Genomic DNA, 15,927 nt, shown 5'->3' on the forward strand with positions numbered 1-15,927 from the left:
TGGAGCGATGCGATCCCCCGTGCGCATGTTCCTGCCCCTGTCCCGCCGATCTCCCCAAAGCATCGACTCTCCCCAAAACGTCGACTCTCCCCAAAGCGTCGGCTCTCCCCAAAGCGTCAACCCGGATCCGGAGCGCAAGGTTCACCGGGGGCTCGCCCGTATCCCGCGCACCACCAAGGTGGCCATCGGGATTCTGCTGGGCGCCATGCTGCTGGTGCTCGCGGACCGCTGCGCCGTGATGTACGCCGAGAAGCGGGCGGAGCGGACGCTGCAGCACAAGCTCGGTCTCGCGGCGGCGCCCAAGGTGAACATCCACGGGTTTCCGTTTCTCACCCAGGTGCTGGGCAAGCACCTGGACGGGGCGGACGTCACCGTCCCCGACGTGGCGGCCGGCCGGGTGACGCTCGCCCGGGTACGGGCCGAGGCCACGGGCATACGTCTGTTCGGAGATCTGCCGCTGCCCCTCGACGGGGCCAAGGCGGCCCAGGTGGACGGGGACGTACTGCTGGCCTTCGACGATCTGAACCGCGAACTGGGCGCCTCGCAGGTGACATTCCGGGTGCTCAACCGCGAATCCGTACGCGCGGAGGGCGTGTTGCCGGTGGCCGGGCGGCAGGCGCGTATCCACGCCGTGGCGCATATACGGCGGGACGGCGACCGCGGGGTCGCCACCAGCGTCAGCGATATGCGGCTCGACGTCCCCGGCATCGCCACCTACCGGCCCGGGCGGCCCGCCCGGCTGCGGCTGCACCCGGAGGCCGCCGAACGCATCAGCCGCGACAAGAAGAAGACGCGGGCGCTGCTCGCGGTGCCGTCCGTGGCGCGGCAGCTCGGCGTCGCGCCCGAGACCGCGGAACAGGCGCTGTGGGACGACAAGCGGCTGAGCCGGATCACCGGGCGGCCGGGCTTCACGGACCGGCTGACGCGCGCCAACCTCGTGGACCTGGTCGCCGACCGCCCCGAGACGCTGGAGCAGGTCGGCGTCGACCCCGTACTGGCCCGGGCCCTGGTGCGGCTGCGGGCCCAGGATCTGACGGAGCGGGTCGCGTTCTCCTTCCAGCTGCCGAAACAGGTCAAGGGCCTGCGGCTGCGGAACATCACCGTCGAGCGCGACGGCATCCGGGCGGATCTGACGGGCTCGGGGCTGTCCGTGGGCGCTGGCCGGCACTCGGGCGGCTGAGCAGCACAGCCGGGACGCGGCCGGGACGCGGCCGCCGCGCCCGCGGTTCCGGGAATCGTCTGAGAATTCATTCATGCGGGTCTTGGCTGATGCACAGGCTCCTCCGATCTCGCTCACGGATATCCCTCCTAACTTTTTCCGTGTCGAAGCCGAACGGCGAGACACCAGAAAAGGAAAACCGAAAGGAAATCCCATGAGCATCCGCAAGGTCGTTCCGGTCAAGCCCGCCCGCAAGCCCGCGCCGAAGAAGCACAAGAAGCCCCAGCACCGTCGCCCGATCGGCGGCTGACCCACACACCGGAGGCGGGCCCGCGGCACAGTGCCGCGGGCCCGCCTCGGCCATGTCAGGGCCAGGAACGGGAGAGCAGGAACGGGAGAGACAGTGAGCTCGACAGTGCGCACAGGCCACGACGACCAGCCGACGATGCGGTTGCGGGCGATCAGAACCGGGCCCGCCCCCGCCCCCGGCCGCGGCCGCCACCGGCGCCCCGAATACGACGCCTACGACGACGCCGAGGAGAAACAGCCCACCCCGCAACTGCCCGCGCGCCTGGCCTTCCGCCGCTTCTGGCCGCTGACCCGGGGCGACCGCCGCTGGCTGGTGCTGATCTGCGTCTGTGTGGTCGCCGCCGCGCTCGCCGAGACGGCCGCGATCCTGCTGTTCTCCGATCTGACGGACCACGCCCTCCAGGAGGGCTCGCTCAGCGCGTTCTGGTCCCCCGCCGGGCAGTGGTTCGCCGTGGCGGTCCTGGGCGCGGCGATCGGGTACACGGGCAACTCGCTCGCGGTGTGGACCGCCGAGCGCTTCGTGCTGCGCCTGCGCGCCCGCGTCTTCGGCCATGTCCAGGACCTGCCGCCGCACTTCTTCCAGCGCCACCGCCAGGGCGACCTGGTCGAGCGTCTCACCGGGGACGTCGAGGCCATCGAGCAGATGGTGGTCTCCGGCGTCGTGGGCACCGTATCCGCCCTGTTCAGCATGGTCTTCTTCGCCACCGCCGCCTTCTGGCTGCGCTGGGACCTGGCGCTGGCCACCTTCGTACTGGCGCCGCTGTTCTGGCTGGCCGCCCGGCGCTTCTCGGGCCGGATCAAGGCCGTCGCGCGGGAGGAGCGGGTCGCCGACGGCGCGATCACCTCGGTGGTCGAGGAGTCGCTGGGCAACATCGTGCTCACCCAGGCCTACAACCGGAAGGCCGCCGAGGAGAAGCGGCTGCGCCGCGAGGCGCGCGCCTGGATGCGCGCGTCGGTGACCGGGGCGCGGATGAGCGAGCTGTACGAGCAGCTGGTCGAGGTCATCGAGACGCTGTGCGTCCTCGCCGTCATCGGGCTCGGCGCCTGGGAGATCTCCCAGGACCGGATGACCATTGGCCAGCTCCTGGCCTTCGCGGCCTTCCTCGGCTACCTCTACCCGCCGATCCGCAACCTCGGGCAGCTCGGCCTCACCCTCACCGCCGCGACCGCGGGCGCCGAGCGGCTGCTGGACATCCTCGACGCCGAACCCGCCGTCGCCGACCCGCCGCCGGGGGCGGGCGTCGCGCCCTGGCGGGTGCACGGCACGGTGGAGTTCGCCCGGGTCGGCTTCCGCTACCCGGGCGCCCAGAAGCGCACCCTGGCCCAGGTCTCGCTCACGGCCGGGCCCGGGGAGTTCGTGCTGATCACCGGCGAGAGCGGGGCGGGCAAATCGACGGTCTCCAAGCTGCTGCTGCGCTTCTACGACCCGGCCGAGGGCTCCGTACGCCTGGACGGGGTGCCGCTGCACGCCATGCCGCTGGCCTTCCTGCGCGAGAACGTCACCCTCCTGCCGCAGGAAACGCTCATCCTGCACGACACCATCCGCGAGAACATCGCCTGCGGCCGGCCGGGGGCCACGGACCACGAGATCGTCCAGGCGGCCCGGGACGCGGCGGCCCACGAGTTCATCACCGCCCTCCCCGAGGGCTACGACACCCCGATCGACCCGCACACCGCGCAGCTGTCCGGCGGCCAGCTGCAGCGCGTGGCCATCGCCCGCGCGATGCTGCGGAACGCGCCCGTCCTGGTCCTGGACGAGCCCACCACCGGGCTCGACGCGCTGTCCGCGCGGCGGGTGGTCAGGCCGCTGAGGCGGCTGATGTCCGGCCGTACGACGATCATGATCACGCACGATCTGAACCTGGCGCCGGACGCCGACCGGATCCTCGTCCTCGACCACGGGCGGGTGGTGGAGACCGGGACGCACCGCGAACTGCTGGCCCTGGGCGGGGCGTACGCGCGGCTGTACGGGTCGCAGAACGGCGCGGACGTCATGGACACAGGCGAGTTCCCCGCCCCGCTCGCGGGAAGCTGAGCGGGGCGGGGCGCGGGTGTCAGTCGAGGTCCGGTGGCGGCGTGGGGGCGCCCGGGAGCCGGAGCCAGGCCAGCGTCCCGCCGCCCGGCGCGGGCTGGAGCCCCACCTGGCCGCCGGACTGCTGGACGGTGCGGGCGACGATGGACAGGCCGAGGCCGGAGCCGGGCATGGAGCGGGCGGACGGCGAGCGCCAGAACCGTTCGAAGACATGCGGCAGTTCGTCGTCGGGAATGCCGGGGCCATGGTCGCGGACCGTGAACTGGCCGTCTTTGAGCACGACCTCCACCACACCACCCGAAGGGCTGAACTTCACCGCGTTGTCGAGCAGATTGACCAGCGTCCGCTCCAGCGCCGCCACCTCCCCCCGTACGTACCAGGGCCCCAGCGAGGCGTCGATCGTGAGGTCGGCGCCGCGCAGCCGCGCCCGTTCCAGCGCGGCCGCCGCCACCTCGTGCAACGCGACCACCTGAAGCGGCCCGGTGCCGGGCAGCGCGTCCGGCCGGGACAGCTCCTGGAGGTCGCCGATGAGCGCGGCCAGCTCGGTCATCTGCGCCTTGACGCTGGCCATCAGCGCCTTGCGGTCGGCGGGCGGCAGCGGGCGGCCGGTGTCCTCGCTGCGCGCGAGCAGTTCGATGTTGGTACGGAGCGAGGTGAGCGGCGTACGCAGCTCATGGCCGGCGTCGGCGATCAGCTGCTGCTGCCGCTCGCGGGAGGAGGCGAGGGCGGCCGTCATGGAGTTGAAGGAGCGGGAGAGCCGGGCGATCTCGTCGTCGCCCTCGGCGGGGATGCGTACGGCCAGGTCCTCCGTACGGGCCACATGCTCGACCGCCTCGGTCAGCCGGTCCACGGGCTTGAGCCCGGTCCTGGCGATCCACAGCCCGGCGGCCCCGGCGCCGAGCACCCCGACGCCCGCGACCAGGAGCATGACCAGCGCCAGCGTGTCGAGGGGGTCGGTCACCTCGTCGAGGGGGCGGGAGACGGACACGGTCAGCGTGCCGGGACCGGTGCCGGTGCGGACCAGCATCTCCTTGGTGTAGACGCGGACGGCCCGGCCGGTGGTGGTCGTGCCGTCACGCGTGACCTCCCGCTGCCGGCCGCCCGCGACCGCTATGTCCGCGTCCGTCACCTTCACCGCCGTCGAGCCGATGACGCACCGGTCGCCGTTCTCCCGGACGAACTGCAGGCCCGCGGGGTCGGGCCCCAGCCGGTCGTCGGTCTGCGGCTTGGCGGAACAGGGCAGGCCGATCAGGCGCTCGATACGGTCCGGGGACACGCTGTCGCGCAGCTTCTGGTCCAGCGCGTTGGTCAGCTCCTGGCGGGTGAGGAACCAGCACGCGAAGGCCGCCACCGCGACCGCGACCGCCACCGCCACCGCGGTCAGCAGCGCCAGCCGCGAGCGGAGCGGCAGCCTGCGGAAGCGGTTCGTCACGGCCTGCCGCCCTCGGCGGTGCGCAGCACATAGCCGACGCCGCGCACGGTGTGCACCAGCCGGTGCTCGCCGCCCGCCTCGGTCTTGCGGCGCAGATACATCACGTACACGTCCAGCGAGTTGGACGTGGGCTCGAAGTCGAAGCCCCAGACGGCCTTGAGTATCTGTTCGCGGGTGAGGACCTGGCGCGGATGGGCGAGGAACATCTCCAGCAGCGTGAACTCGGTGCGGGTCAGCTCGACCCGGCGCCCGCCGCGGTTCACCTCGCGGGTGGCGAGGTTCATCCGCAGATCGGCGAAGGTCAGCTCGTCGCCGCCGGTGTCCGCGACGGCCCCCGCGGTGGCCGCGTACGAGCTGCGGCGCAGCAGGGCCCGGATCCGGGCCAGCAGCTCGTCCAGTTCGAACGGCTTGACGAGGTAGTCGTCGGCGCCCGCGTCGAGCCCGGTGACCCGGTCGCCGACCGTATCGCGCGCGGTGAGCATCAGGACCGGCACGGTCACACCGGTGGCGCGCAGCCGCCGGGCGGCGGTCAGTCCGTCCATCCGGGGCATCAGCACATCGAGCACGATCAGCTCGGGGTCGTACGCGCCGACCTTCTCCAGCGCGTCGAGCCCGTCCAGGGCCGTCTCGGTCAGATAGCCCTCGAAGGCGAGGCTGCGCTGCAGGGCCTCGCGGACGGCCGGCTCGTCGTCGACGATCAGGATGCGGGCGGGCTGGTCGCCGTGCTCGGCGGGGCTCATGACTCGTGTTCCTCACTCGGAGTCGGCGTGGCGCGCCGACGGAAGGCGGCGATGGCGGGGCGGTGGGCCCGGGTGGGCCCGCTGCCTTCAGCCTCGCACGGGCGGCCGGGCGCGGGCCTGATCATCCCAGGCGGCGGGCCGGTCGGCTGCTGCGGCCGGCACCGCTCAGCTGTCACCGCTCAGCCGGCACCGCTCAGCTGTCACCGCTCAGCTGTTACTGGTGCCGCCGCCGCTGTCGCTGCCGCCGTTGCGCAGATTGTCGAGGTCGGCCTTGACGGTGTCGACGGGGATGGAGAAGCCCAGGCCGATGCTGCCCGCGCTGCTGGAGCTCTGCTGTGCGGCGGACGAGTACATCGCGGAGTTGATCCCGATGATCTGGCCGCTCATGTTGATGAGCGCGCCGCCGGAGTTGCCGGGGTTGAGCGAGGCGTCGGTCTGGATGGCCTTGTAGGTGGTGGTCGAGGAGCCGACGTCGCCGTTGTACCGGCCGCCGCCGAACTCGAACGGCCACTCCCCGCTGCCGCCGCCCGGCCCCTGCCCCTGCCCCTGGCTCTCGTCCGTCGAGACGGTCACATCGCGGTCGAGCGCGGAGACGATACCGCTGGTCACCGTGCCGGTCAGCCCCTCGGGCGAGCCGATGGCCACGACCTGGTCGCCGACCCGGACCCCGCTGGAGTCGCCGAGCGTGGCGGGCTTGAGCCCGGCGGCGCCCTCGACCTTGATCAGGGCCAGGTCCTTGTTCTTGTCCGTGCCGACCACGGTCGCGCTCTTCTTGCTGCCGTCGCTGAAGGTGACCTTGATGGTGTCGGCGCCGGAGATGACGTGGTTGTTGGTGATGATCTCGCCGCCGCTGGTGATGATCACGCCGGAGCCGGTGGACTGGCCGCTGTTGGAGGTGGCGCTGATCTCCACGATGCTCGGGCTGACCGCCGTCGCGACGGCGCTGACCCCGCCGACCTTGCTGGAGGTGGCGTTGACGACGGTGGTCGTGGTGGAGCTGTCCGACTTCTGGGTCGCGTCCGTGACCAGCGCCGCCGTCCCGCCGCCCACGAGCGCCGAGACCGCCGCCACCGCCGCGATCAGCAGCGCGGACCTGGAGGGACGCCGCCTGCGACGGCCACCGCCGGGCTGCGGACCGGCCGCCGGGCCGCTCCCGGGCCATACGGTGAGCCCCGAGGGCGTGGTGACGGGTTCCTGGGGCGCGTGCGCGGGTGGCGCCGGATGGGGTGCGGGCGCGGGATAGCCGGACCAGGCGCCGTACGGGTGCTGCGGGGGCTCGTAATCGCCGCTGCGAGGCGTGTTCTCCGTCATGTATATGACTGTGCTCAGCGAAGATGAGAACTTCCTGAGTGCTCGCTGAGAAGCCCGACAGAAGTCGGTATGCCCGAGATAAGGAAGCCCCCGGACACATCGCGCGCGTTACGCGCAGCCGCAGGACCGCCGCACCACCAGCGCCGACGGGAACTGCCGCACCCGCTCCCGCCGCGAGGACGCGGACCGCACCGCGTCGTCCAGCACCATGTCGACCGCCGCCCGCGCCATCGCGGGCCGGTCGGAGGCGACCGTCGTCATCGGCGGGTCGGTGAGCGCCGCCTCCTTGACGTCGTCGAAGCCGGCGACCGCCAGCTCTTCGGGCACCTCGATGCGCAGTTCACGCGCCGCCCGCAGCACGCCGATCGCCTGGTCGTCCGTCGCGCAGAAGACGGCCGGCGGCCGGTCGGGGCCTGCCAGCAGCCCCAGGGCGACCTTGTAGGCGTCGTACCGGTTGTACGGGGCCTGGAAGAGCCGCCCCTCGGTGGACCGCCCGGCTTCCAGCATGGCCCGGCGCCAGCCCTCGACGTGGTCGGTGACCGGGTCGCCGACGGTCGGGGTGATCTCGATGCCGCCGATGCACGCCACGTACTCGTACCCGTGCTCCAGCAGGTGTCGTACGGCCAGCTGCGCGCCGCCGATGTCGTCCAGCACCACGGCCACGTCGTCGATCGCCTCGGGGCGCTCGTGCAGCAGCACGACGCGGGCGTCCCAGGCCTCGATCTCGGCGGCGGCGTTCTCGCTGAGGCCCTGGCTGATGAGGATCAGCCCGGACACCCGCATGCCCAGGAAGGCGCGCAGATAGTGGACCTCGCGCTCGTCGAGGTAGTCGGAGTTGCCGACCAGCACCATCTTTCCGCGCTCGGAGGCGGCCTGTTCGACGGCGTGTGCCATCTCGCCGAAGAACGGCTGGCGGGCGTCCGGCACGATCAGCCCTATGAGGTCGGTCCGCCGGCTGGCCATCGCCTGCGCGACCCGGTCCGGCCGGTAGCCGAGCTCCTTGATCGCGGCGAGTACCCGCTCGCGCGTGGCCGGGGCGACCGGCCTTGGTCCGTTATTGATGACGTAACTGACGACCGCCGTGGAAGTCCCCGCCAGCCTTGCCACATCATCCCGCGTCACCTTGGCCACGCGCGGAAGTCTACGCGGGTCCAGCTAAGTGTTGGCCGGTCGTGCGGCCCCGGCTTTCACGTTCTCCGCCACGCTCTCCCCGCGCGGCGCCCCGTCGGCCGGAGCCGGCTCGTGTGCCGCCCTCCCGGCGCCCGACCTGAGCTTGGCTTCCTCGCCGCCTCGGTCGCCCTTCTCGGGCGAGACGAAACGGTAGCCCACATTCCGCACGGTGCCGATCAAGGACTCGTGTTCCGGGCCGAGTTTGGCCCGCAGCCGCCGTACGTGCACATCGACCGTGCGGGTGCCGCCGAAGTAGTCGTAGCCCCAGACCTCCTGGAGCAGCTGTGCCCGGGTGAACACCCGGCCGGGGTGCTGCGCCAGGTATTTGATGAGCTCGAACTCCTTGAATGTGAGATCCAGCACACGGCCCTTGAGCTTCGCGCTGTACGTGGCCTCGTCGACCGACAGATCGCCGTTGCGGATCTCCATCGGGCTGTCGTCCGTCGTGATCTGCTGGCGGCCCATCGCCAGCCGCAGCCGCGCCTCGACCTCGGCCGGGCCGGCGGTGTCGAGCAGAACGTCGTCGATGCCCCAGTCCGCGGTGACCGCGGCGAGGCCGCCCTCGGTCACCACCAGGATCAGCGGACAGCCAGGGCCGGTGGAACGCAGCAGCTGGCACAGGCTGCGCACCTGGGGCAGATCGCGGCGGCCGTCGATGAGGATCACATCGGCCCCGGGGGTGTCCACCAGGGCCGGTCCCTCGGCCGGGGCCACCCGCACGCCGTGCAGCAGCAGCCCGAGCGCGGGAAGCACCTCCGTCGAGGGCTGTAGCGCGTTGGTCAGCAGGAGGAGGGAGCTCATCGATGATCACCCGCCCCGGACGTCGTCCTATGGTCGTACACGCTTCGCTCGCCCATTACGTCGGTTCCTCCTCGGTCCCTTGCGAGAGGGGGCACCTCCCAGGCCCTGCCTGGGGGAGTATGCGGCTACTGCTTCGTACCTGACTGACTCGCACTACTTCGTGCGCACTGCTTTGTATGTACTGCTTTACGCGACTCAGCACCACTTCGTGCCGGGCTGCGGCTCCGCGCCCTGGAGCGCGTGTGCGCTCAAACGCGCGGAACGCGCCTGAAAGCACAAAAGGACCCGGGGGCTGCTTTGCCCGGATCCTCTTCCCAGAAGAATAACCCACATGACACGTGGGATTAAGGCTGTATCCGCGTCGCCTCCTATTTCCTTGATCACGGAGCGTGCGCGACTGACCAGGCTGTGGACGGACGACGGGGTGGCGATCGAGGCCGCGTACGCGCCGTTTGAGCCCTATGGACCTGGGTCGGGCACGGGCACGGACCCTGGTCCGGCCATCGTGGTCGCGCATGGTTTCACGGGTGCTCTGGAGCGCCCCGCGCTGCGCCGCGCCGCGGCGGCGCTGGGTCGCCATGCGGCCGTGGTCACCTTCTCTTTCCGGGGTCACGGACGCTCCGCCGGGCGCTCCACGGTCGGCGACCGCGAGGTCCTGGACCTGGCCGCCGCGGTGCGCTGGGCGCGGCGGCTCGGGCACCGGCGGATCGCCACGGTCGGGTTCTCGATGGGCGGCTCGGTGGTCCTGCGGCATGCGGCGCTGTACGGGGCGGGGGCGCCGGACGGCAAAACGGGCACGGGGGCTCTGGAGGCTCCGGGGGCGCTTGAAGCAAAAGCGGGCGCAGGGGCGCGCGAAGCGGCGCACACCGACGCCGCCGTGGCGGTGAGCGCGGCGGCCCGCTGGTACTACCGGGGAACCGCCCCGATGCGCCGTGTGCACTGGGCGATCACCCGGCCGGCCGGGCGCCTGGTCTCGCGCTACGGGCTGCACACCCGTATCGACTCTCGCGGCTGGGACCCCGAACCGCTCTCACCGGTCGCCGCCGCGCCGCTGATCGCCCCCACGCCCCTGCTGATCGTCCACGGCGACCAGGACCCCTACTTCCCGCTTGACCATCCGCGGACGCTCGCGGACGCGGCGGATCCGTCGTCCACAGAGCTGTGGATCGAACCGGGCTTCGGCCACGCGGAGAACGCGGCCGGCCCCGCCCTGCTGGGCCGGATCGCCGCCTGGGCGACGACCCACGCCTGAGGACGGGCACCGCTCACTCCGCCTCGGCCACCGGCACCGCTCACTCCGCCTCGGCCACCGGCTCCGCGAACTGCGCCTCGTACAGCCGCGCATAGGCGCCGCCCGCATCCCGCAGCGACTCATGCGTGCCCTGCTCCACGATCCGCCCCGACTCCATCACGAGGATCACGTCCGCGTCGCGGATCGTCGACAGCCGGTGGGCGATCACAAAGCTGGTGCGGCCGGTCCGCAGGGAGGCCATCGCATGCTGGATCAGCACCTCCGTACGGGTGTCGACCGAGCTCGTGGCCTCGTCCAGGACCAGGATCGCCGGTTCCGCCAGGAACGCCCGGGCGATCGTGATCAGCTGCTTCTCACCGACGCTGATGTTGGAGCCCTCGTCGTCGATCACCGTGTCGTAGCCGTCCGGCAGGGTCCGTACGAAGCGGTCGACATGCGTGGCCTTGGCCGCTTCCACGATCTTGTCGAAGGACGCGCCCTCCGCCCCGTACGCGATGTTGTCCGCGATCGTCCCGCCGAAGAGCCAGGTGTCCTGGAGCACCATGCCGATGTTGGAGCGCAGCTCCTCCCGGGACATGGCCGCGATGTCCACCCCGTCCAGCGTGATCCGCCCGCCGCTGACCTCGTAGAACCGCATCAGCAGATTGACCAGGGTGGTCTTGCCCGCGCCGGTCGGGCCGACGATGGCCACCGTCTGGCCCGGCCGCACCGCCAGCGACAGATCCTCGATCAGCGGCTTGTCGGGGTCGTAGCGGAAGGAGACGTCCTCGAACTCGACCCGGCCGCGCACCCGCTCCGGCCGCGCCGGTTTGGCCGCGTCCGGCTCCTGCTCGTGGGCGTCCAGCAGCTCGAAGACCCGCTCGGCGGAGGCGACACCCGACTGCACCAGATTGGCCATCGAGGCGACCTGGGTGAGCGGCTGGCTGAACTGGCGCGAGTACTGGACGAAGGCCTGGACGTCGCCGATCGACAGCGCCCCACTGGCCACCCGCAACCCGCCGACCACGGCGACCAGCACATAGTTGAGGTTGCCGATGAACATCATCGCGGGCTGGATGATCCCGGAGATGAACTGGGCCCGGAAGCCCGCCTCGTACAGCTTCTCGTTCTGCACCCCGAAGAGCCCGGCGGACTCCTTCTGCCGGCCGAAGACCTTCACCAGCGAGTGGCCGGTGTACATCTCCTCGATATGGGCGTTGAGCTTGCCGGTGGTCTTCCACTGCTGCACGAACTGCGGCTGCGCCCGCTTGCCCACCTTCGTCGCCACGACCACCGAGATCGGCACCGTCACCAGCGCGACCAGTGCCAGCAGCGGCGAGATCCAGAACATCATGGCCAGCACGCCCACGATGGTCAGCAGCGAGGTCATCAGCTGGCTGAGGGTCTGCTGAAGCGTCTGCTGGATGTTGTCGATGTCGTTGGTGGCCCGCGACAGCACCTCGCCGCGCTGCTGCTTGTCGAAGTACGACAGGGGCAGCCGGGCCAGCTTGTGTTCGACCTCCTCGCGCAGCCGGAAGACCGCGCGCTGCACCACGACCGTGGCGATACGCGCCTGGAAGAGGTTGAGCAGCGAGGAGAAGGCGTAGATCGCGGTCACCCACATCAGCACGGTCCCGACCGCGCCGAAGTCGATGCCCTGGCCGGGGACCACGTCCATGGACGCGACCATGTCGGCCACCGTGCCCTGGCCCTCGCGCCGCAGCCCCTCGACCGCCTCCGCCTTGCTCACATCCTCGGGCAGCTGCCGCCCGATGATGCCCGCGAAGATCAGGTCCGTGGCCTGGCCGAGGATCTTCGGGCCGAGCACCGAAAGCCCGACGCTGACCGCGCACAGCGCGAGCACCGCCAGCGCCATCCCGCGCTCGGGCCGCAGCGTCGCCAGCAGCCGGCGGCCGGAGCCCTTGAAGTCCATGGAGCGCTCGGTCGGCTGGCCGCCCATGAAGCGCCCGGGGCCGGCCGCGGGCGCGGGGCCTCTTCGGGGCGCGGCGGTGCTGGGCGGCGGTTCCTTGGACAACGGCACGCCGGAGGTACTGGCTGCCGGGGCGCCGGACGCGGGAGCGCTCTTCTCACTCACGCTGCCTCCTGCTCGGTGAGCTGGGAGAGCACGATCTCCCGGTAGGTCTGGTTGTTCTCCATCAGTTCGGCGTGGGTGCCGGTGCCGACGACCCGCCCCTCGTCGAGGACCACGATCCGGTCCGCGCCGCGGATGGTGGACACCCGCTGGGCGACGATGACCACCGTCGCGTCCTCCGTCTCATCCGCCAGCGCGGCGCGCAGCCTCGCGTCCGTGGCGTAGTCCAGGGCCGAGAAGGAGTCGTCGAAGAGGTACACGGCCGGCTGGCGGACCAGCGCGCGGGCGATCGCCAGCCGCTGCCGCTGGCCGCCGGACACATTGCCGCCGCCCTGCGCGATGGGGGCCTCGAGCCCGCCCTCCATGCCCTCGACGAAGTCACGGGCCTGGGCGATCTCCAGGGCCTGCCACAGCTCCTCGTCGGTCGCGTCCGGCTTTCCGTACCGCAGGTTCGAAGCGACGGTGCCGGAGAAGAGGTACGGCTTCTGCGGCACCAGGCCGATGGACTCGGCCATCAGGACCGGGTCCATGTCGCGTACGTCGACCCCGTCGAGGTGCACACTGCCGTCGGTCGCGTCGAACAGCCGGGGCACCAGGCCCAGCAGGGTGGACTTGCCGCTTCCGGTGGAGCCGATGACGGCCGTGGTCCGACCGGGCCTGGCGACCAGTGAGACTTCGCGCAGCACCGGCTCCTCGGCGCCCGGGTAGCGGAACTCCACGCCCCGCAGCTCCAGCAGGCCCCGGCGCTCAAGCGGCGGGACGGGCTTCAGGGGCGGGGCGACGCTGGTCTCGGTCTCCAGCACCTCCTGGATGCGCTCGGCGCACACCTCGGCCCGCGGCACCATCATGAACATGAAGGTGGCCATCATCACAGCCATCAGAATCTGCATCAGATAGCTGAGGAACGCGGTCAGCGCGCCGATCTGCATATCCCCGCTGTCGATGCGGTGCCCGCCGAACCAGACGACCGCGACGCTGGAGAGGTTCACCACCATCATCACGGCCGGGAACATCAGCGACATCAGCCGGCCGGCCTTCATCGACACGTCGAGCAGCTCGGTGTTGGCCCCGGTGAAGCGGTCCCGCTCATGCTGGTCGCGGACGAAGGCCCGGATCACCCGGATGCCGGTGATCTGCTCGCGCAGCACGCGGTTGACGGTGTCGATGCGTTCCTGGACGCCGCGGAACAGCGGGCGCATCTGCCGGACGATCAGCGAGACGATGATGCCCAGGGTCGGGACGATGAGCAGCAGCAGCCCGGAGAGCGGCACATCCTGGTTGAGCGCCATGATGATGCCGCCCACACACATGATCGGCGCCGAGACCATCAAGGTGAACGACATCAGGGCCAGCATCTGGACCTGCTGTACGTCGTTGGTGGTACGGGTGATGAGGGAGGGCGCACCGAAGTGGCCCACCTCACGCGCCGAGAAGGACTGCACGCGGTCGAAGACGGCCGCGCGCACATCGCGGCCGAGTGCGCTCGCCGTCCGGGCGCCGTAGTAGACGGCGCCGACGGAGCAGACGATCTGCGCCAGCGTGATGGCGATCATCAGGGCGCCGACCTGCAAGATGTAACCGGTGTCACCCTTGATGACACCGTGGTCGATGATGTCGGCGTTGAGGGTCGGCAAATAGAGCGTCGCCAGTGTCTGCACCAGTTGCAGCACGACGATCAAGGCAATCGATTGGGTGTAGGGCCTCAGGTACGCCCGTATAAGTCGGACCAGCACACCGGAACCCTAAGCGAGGGTCTTTGGGCATGCCCCTGGATTTACCGGTCTGCCGCCGGACCCCGTCATCATGGGGGGCGGCAGATGACGGGAGAGGGATCGCGATGGCGATGAAGAACACGGCGGGACCGCCGGCCGGCACCATCCGGTACTGGGCCGCGGCCAAGGCGGCCGCCGGCACCGCCGAGGAGCCGTACGCCGCGGCGACGCTCGCCGAGGCCCTGGCCGCGGCCCGGCAGCGGCACACCGCGCGGCCGGAGTTCGCGCGGGTGCTGGGGCGCTGTTCGTTCCTGGTCGACGGGCACCCCGTCGGCACCCGTGATCACAAGACGGTCCAACTGGCCGAGGGCGGCACGGTCGAGGTGCTCCCGCCGTTCGCAGGAGGGTGACCCCGACGTCATGAGCAACCAGCCGCAGCACCCCGGGAATCATCCGTACGACCCTTATGGGCCGAACGGGTCGGCCGAGCCGCCGTACCAGGCTCACGAGGGATACGAGGGATACGAGGGCCAGGCGCAGCAGGACGCGTACGGGCCCTACGCCCCGCAGGGGCAGTACGACGCACAGAGCCAGTACGACCCCCATGGGCAGCAGCCCGCCGCCTGGCAGGGCTACGACGGGCAGCAGGGGTACGACGGGCAGCAGGCGTACCAGCAGGGGTACCAGCACCCGCAGCAGCAGGCGTACCCGGAGCAGGGGTACGGGCAGCAGGGGTACGCACAGCACGGGTACCACCAGGGCGGCCAGGCCCACCAGCAGCAGACGTACCAGGGGACCCAGCCGCACCAGGCGCAGGGATACCAGGGGCAGCAGGGCCAGCAGGCATACCAGGGGCAGCAGCAGGCAGGTCAAGGGCAGCAGGCCCACCAAGAGCCGTACACCGCCGCCTGGGACGGTCAGGGGCAGCACGCCCAGGCCGGCCACACGACGGCGGACACCATGCAGTTCGCGGCAGCCACGCACGCCCCGCGCACCCCGGCCCAGGCCCCGCCCCAAACCGTGCCGTCGCCCTCGACCCCGGCCGGGCCCGCCCCCAAGCCCGCCGAATCCCCCGAGCCCGCCGAGCCTGCCGCATCCGCCAAGCCGCTCACCGCCGCCGAGCAGGCCCGCGCCGAGGGCCGCCCGATGATCCTCTCCCCGGGCCTGACGCCCGCCGCCCTGACCGCCGTGCTCGCCGCCCTCCTCGCGGCCACCGCGCCGCTGGCCCGGCCGGCCGTCGCCGTCGCCGTGGCGCTGCTCCAGGCGGTCACCGCGGCCGGCTGGTTCCGGCTCAACGGCATGTGGCCCGCCCGGCAGGGCATCGCGCTGGCCTTCGCGGGCGGCCTGGCCGCGGACATCGGCCTGCTGACCACCGAGCGCGCCCACGCCCCGACGGTCCTCATGGGCACGATCGGCGTCTGGCTGCTGCTGGTGCTGATCCTCCAGCTGCGCAGCCACGCCTCGCCGGACGAGCGGCTGTACGGGCTGACGGCGACCGTCGCCTCGACCGCGGTCACCGTGATCGCGGCCGGGCACCTGGCCGCGGTCGCCGAGTCCTCGGACGCCGTCGTGGTGGGAGCCGCCGCCGTCGCCGTGGCGGCGCTCGTACGGGCCCTGCCGCTGCCGGGCGCGGCCTCCGCGGTCCTGGCGCTGGCGGCGTCCGCGGGCGCGGGCCTGGCTGCCACCCGGGTGACCGACACCGGCACCACCAACGCCGTGCTGCTGGGCCTGGCGGCGGGGGTGTGCGCGCTGATCGGACTGCGCGTGGCCAGCTACGACTATCCGTCCCGCTTCGTCCATATGACCGCGGGCGTCGCCCTCCCGCTCGCCGCCGCCGCCCCGGCGGTCTACGTCATCGGGCGCGCCCTGGGGTGATCCGCCCCTGACTTTGCGGTGAGTATGGGACAGCGACACGCCGACACCATGGCGTGTCGCTGT

The 15,927-nt window shown here is 71.5% G+C and carries 12 protein-coding genes; 5 read left to right on the forward strand and 7 right to left on the reverse strand.

The genetic code is table 11. The features are described from left to right. Positions 1 to 7: 7 nt before the first annotated feature. The gene (locus ACWDSL_RS34115) at positions 8 to 1,180 is read left to right on the forward strand and encodes an LmeA family phospholipid-binding protein (RefSeq protein WP_450491827.1); all 1,173 of its coding nucleotides are present in this window, start codon (positions 8 to 10) and stop codon (positions 1,178 to 1,180) included. A 424-nt stretch (positions 1,181 to 1,604) separates the two neighbouring features. Next, entirely contained in the window at positions 1,605 to 3,503 is a 1,899-nt protein-coding gene (locus ACWDSL_RS34120) for an ABC transporter ATP-binding protein (protein ID WP_450491837.1), read from the forward strand. Positions 3,504 to 3,522: 19 nt separating this feature from the next. On the opposite strand, the gene ACWDSL_RS34125 is transcribed toward ACWDSL_RS34120, so the two are convergent. The 5 genes from ACWDSL_RS34125 to ACWDSL_RS34145 all read right to left on the reverse strand — a co-directional run bounded on the left by ACWDSL_RS34125 (position 3,523) and on the right by ACWDSL_RS34145 (position 8,954). After that, positions 3,523 to 4,932: a sensor histidine kinase gene (locus tag ACWDSL_RS34125; RefSeq protein WP_450491828.1), complete on the reverse strand. Its 1,410-nt coding sequence runs from the start codon at positions 4,930 to 4,932 to the stop codon at positions 3,523 to 3,525. Next, positions 4,929 to 5,672, reverse strand: a complete 744-nt coding sequence (locus ACWDSL_RS34130; protein WP_450491829.1) for a response regulator transcription factor — start codon at positions 5,670 to 5,672, stop codon at positions 4,929 to 4,931. Before ACWDSL_RS34130 ends, ACWDSL_RS34125 begins: the two co-directional genes overlap by 4 nt. A gap of 207 nt (positions 5,673 to 5,879) precedes the next feature. Then, the gene (locus ACWDSL_RS34135) at positions 5,880 to 6,983 is read right to left on the reverse strand and encodes a S1C family serine protease (RefSeq protein ID WP_450491830.1); all 1,104 of its coding nucleotides are present in this window, start codon (positions 6,981 to 6,983) and stop codon (positions 5,880 to 5,882) included. A gap of 108 nt (positions 6,984 to 7,091) precedes the next feature. After that, positions 7,092 to 8,114 (reverse strand): LacI family DNA-binding transcriptional regulator, encoded by a 1,023-nt coding sequence (locus ACWDSL_RS34140; protein WP_450491831.1) that lies wholly within the window; start codon positions 8,112 to 8,114, stop codon positions 7,092 to 7,094. A 24-nt stretch (positions 8,115 to 8,138) separates the two neighbouring features. Then, positions 8,139 to 8,954: a winged helix-turn-helix domain-containing protein gene (locus ACWDSL_RS34145; RefSeq protein WP_450491832.1), complete on the reverse strand. Its 816-nt coding sequence runs from the start codon at positions 8,952 to 8,954 to the stop codon at positions 8,139 to 8,141. A gap of 331 nt (positions 8,955 to 9,285) precedes the next feature. Here ACWDSL_RS34145 and ACWDSL_RS34150 point away from each other — a divergent pair, with 331 nt between their 5' ends. Continuing rightward, positions 9,286 to 10,206 (forward strand): alpha/beta hydrolase family protein, encoded by a 921-nt coding sequence (locus ACWDSL_RS34150; protein ID WP_450491833.1) that lies wholly within the window; start codon positions 9,286 to 9,288, stop codon positions 10,204 to 10,206. A gap of 40 nt (positions 10,207 to 10,246) precedes the next feature. On the opposite strand, the gene ACWDSL_RS34155 is transcribed toward ACWDSL_RS34150, so the two are convergent. Together ACWDSL_RS34155 and ACWDSL_RS34160 are read right to left on the reverse strand one after the other, a co-directional pair. Then, positions 10,247 to 12,145 carry an ABC transporter ATP-binding protein gene (locus tag ACWDSL_RS34155; RefSeq protein WP_450491838.1) on the reverse strand — a complete coding sequence of 633 codons (1,899 nt, stop codon included), beginning with the start codon at positions 12,143 to 12,145 and terminating at the stop codon, positions 10,247 to 10,249. 131 nt (positions 12,146 to 12,276) lie between these two features. Beyond that, positions 12,277 to 14,010 carry an ABC transporter ATP-binding protein gene (locus ACWDSL_RS34160; protein ID WP_450491834.1) on the reverse strand — a complete coding sequence of 578 codons (1,734 nt, stop codon included), beginning with the start codon at positions 14,008 to 14,010 and terminating at the stop codon, positions 12,277 to 12,279. 104 nt (positions 14,011 to 14,114) lie between these two features. Here ACWDSL_RS34160 and ACWDSL_RS34165 point away from each other — a divergent pair, with 104 nt between their 5' ends. Together ACWDSL_RS34165 and ACWDSL_RS34170 are read left to right on the forward strand one after the other, a co-directional pair. Next, positions 14,115 to 14,399, forward strand: coding sequence for a MoaD/ThiS family protein (locus tag ACWDSL_RS34165; RefSeq protein WP_450491835.1), 285 nt, complete (start codon positions 14,115 to 14,117; stop codon positions 14,397 to 14,399). A gap of 10 nt (positions 14,400 to 14,409) precedes the next feature. Further along, entirely contained in the window at positions 14,410 to 15,864 is a 1,455-nt protein-coding gene (locus tag ACWDSL_RS34170) for a hypothetical protein (protein WP_450491836.1), read from the forward strand. Positions 15,865 to 15,927 lie beyond the last annotated feature (63 nt).

The organism is Streptomyces sp. NPDC000941, from assembly GCF_053599555.1.

Excerpts from the sequence above, each read along its gene's own strand:
- ACWDSL_RS34120 (WP_450491837.1), top strand. The coding sequence starts at position 1,605 with ATGCGGTTGCGGGCGATCAGAACCGGGCCCGCCCCCGCCCCCGGCCGC.
- ACWDSL_RS34165 (WP_450491835.1), top strand. The coding sequence starts at position 14,115 with ATGGCGATGAAGAACACGGCGGGACCGCCGGCCGGCACCATCCGGTAC.
- ACWDSL_RS34135 (WP_450491830.1), bottom strand. The coding sequence starts at position 6,983 with ATGACGGAGAACACGCCTCGCAGCGGCGATTACGAGCCCCCGCAGCAC.
- ACWDSL_RS34170 (WP_450491836.1), top strand. The coding sequence starts at position 14,410 with ATGAGCAACCAGCCGCAGCACCCCGGGAATCATCCGTACGACCCTTAT.
- ACWDSL_RS34115 (WP_450491827.1), top strand. The coding sequence starts at position 8 with ATGCGATCCCCCGTGCGCATGTTCCTGCCCCTGTCCCGCCGATCTCCC.
- ACWDSL_RS34145 (WP_450491832.1), bottom strand. The coding sequence starts at position 8,954 with ATGAGCTCCCTCCTCCTGCTGACCAACGCGCTACAGCCCTCGACGGAG.
- ACWDSL_RS34130 (WP_450491829.1), bottom strand. The coding sequence starts at position 5,672 with ATGAGCCCCGCCGAGCACGGCGACCAGCCCGCCCGCATCCTGATCGTC.
- ACWDSL_RS34155 (WP_450491838.1), bottom strand. The coding sequence starts at position 12,145 with ATGGGCGGCCAGCCGACCGAGCGCTCCATGGACTTCAAGGGCTCCGGC.
- ACWDSL_RS34150 (WP_450491833.1), top strand. The coding sequence starts at position 9,286 with ATGACACGTGGGATTAAGGCTGTATCCGCGTCGCCTCCTATTTCCTTG.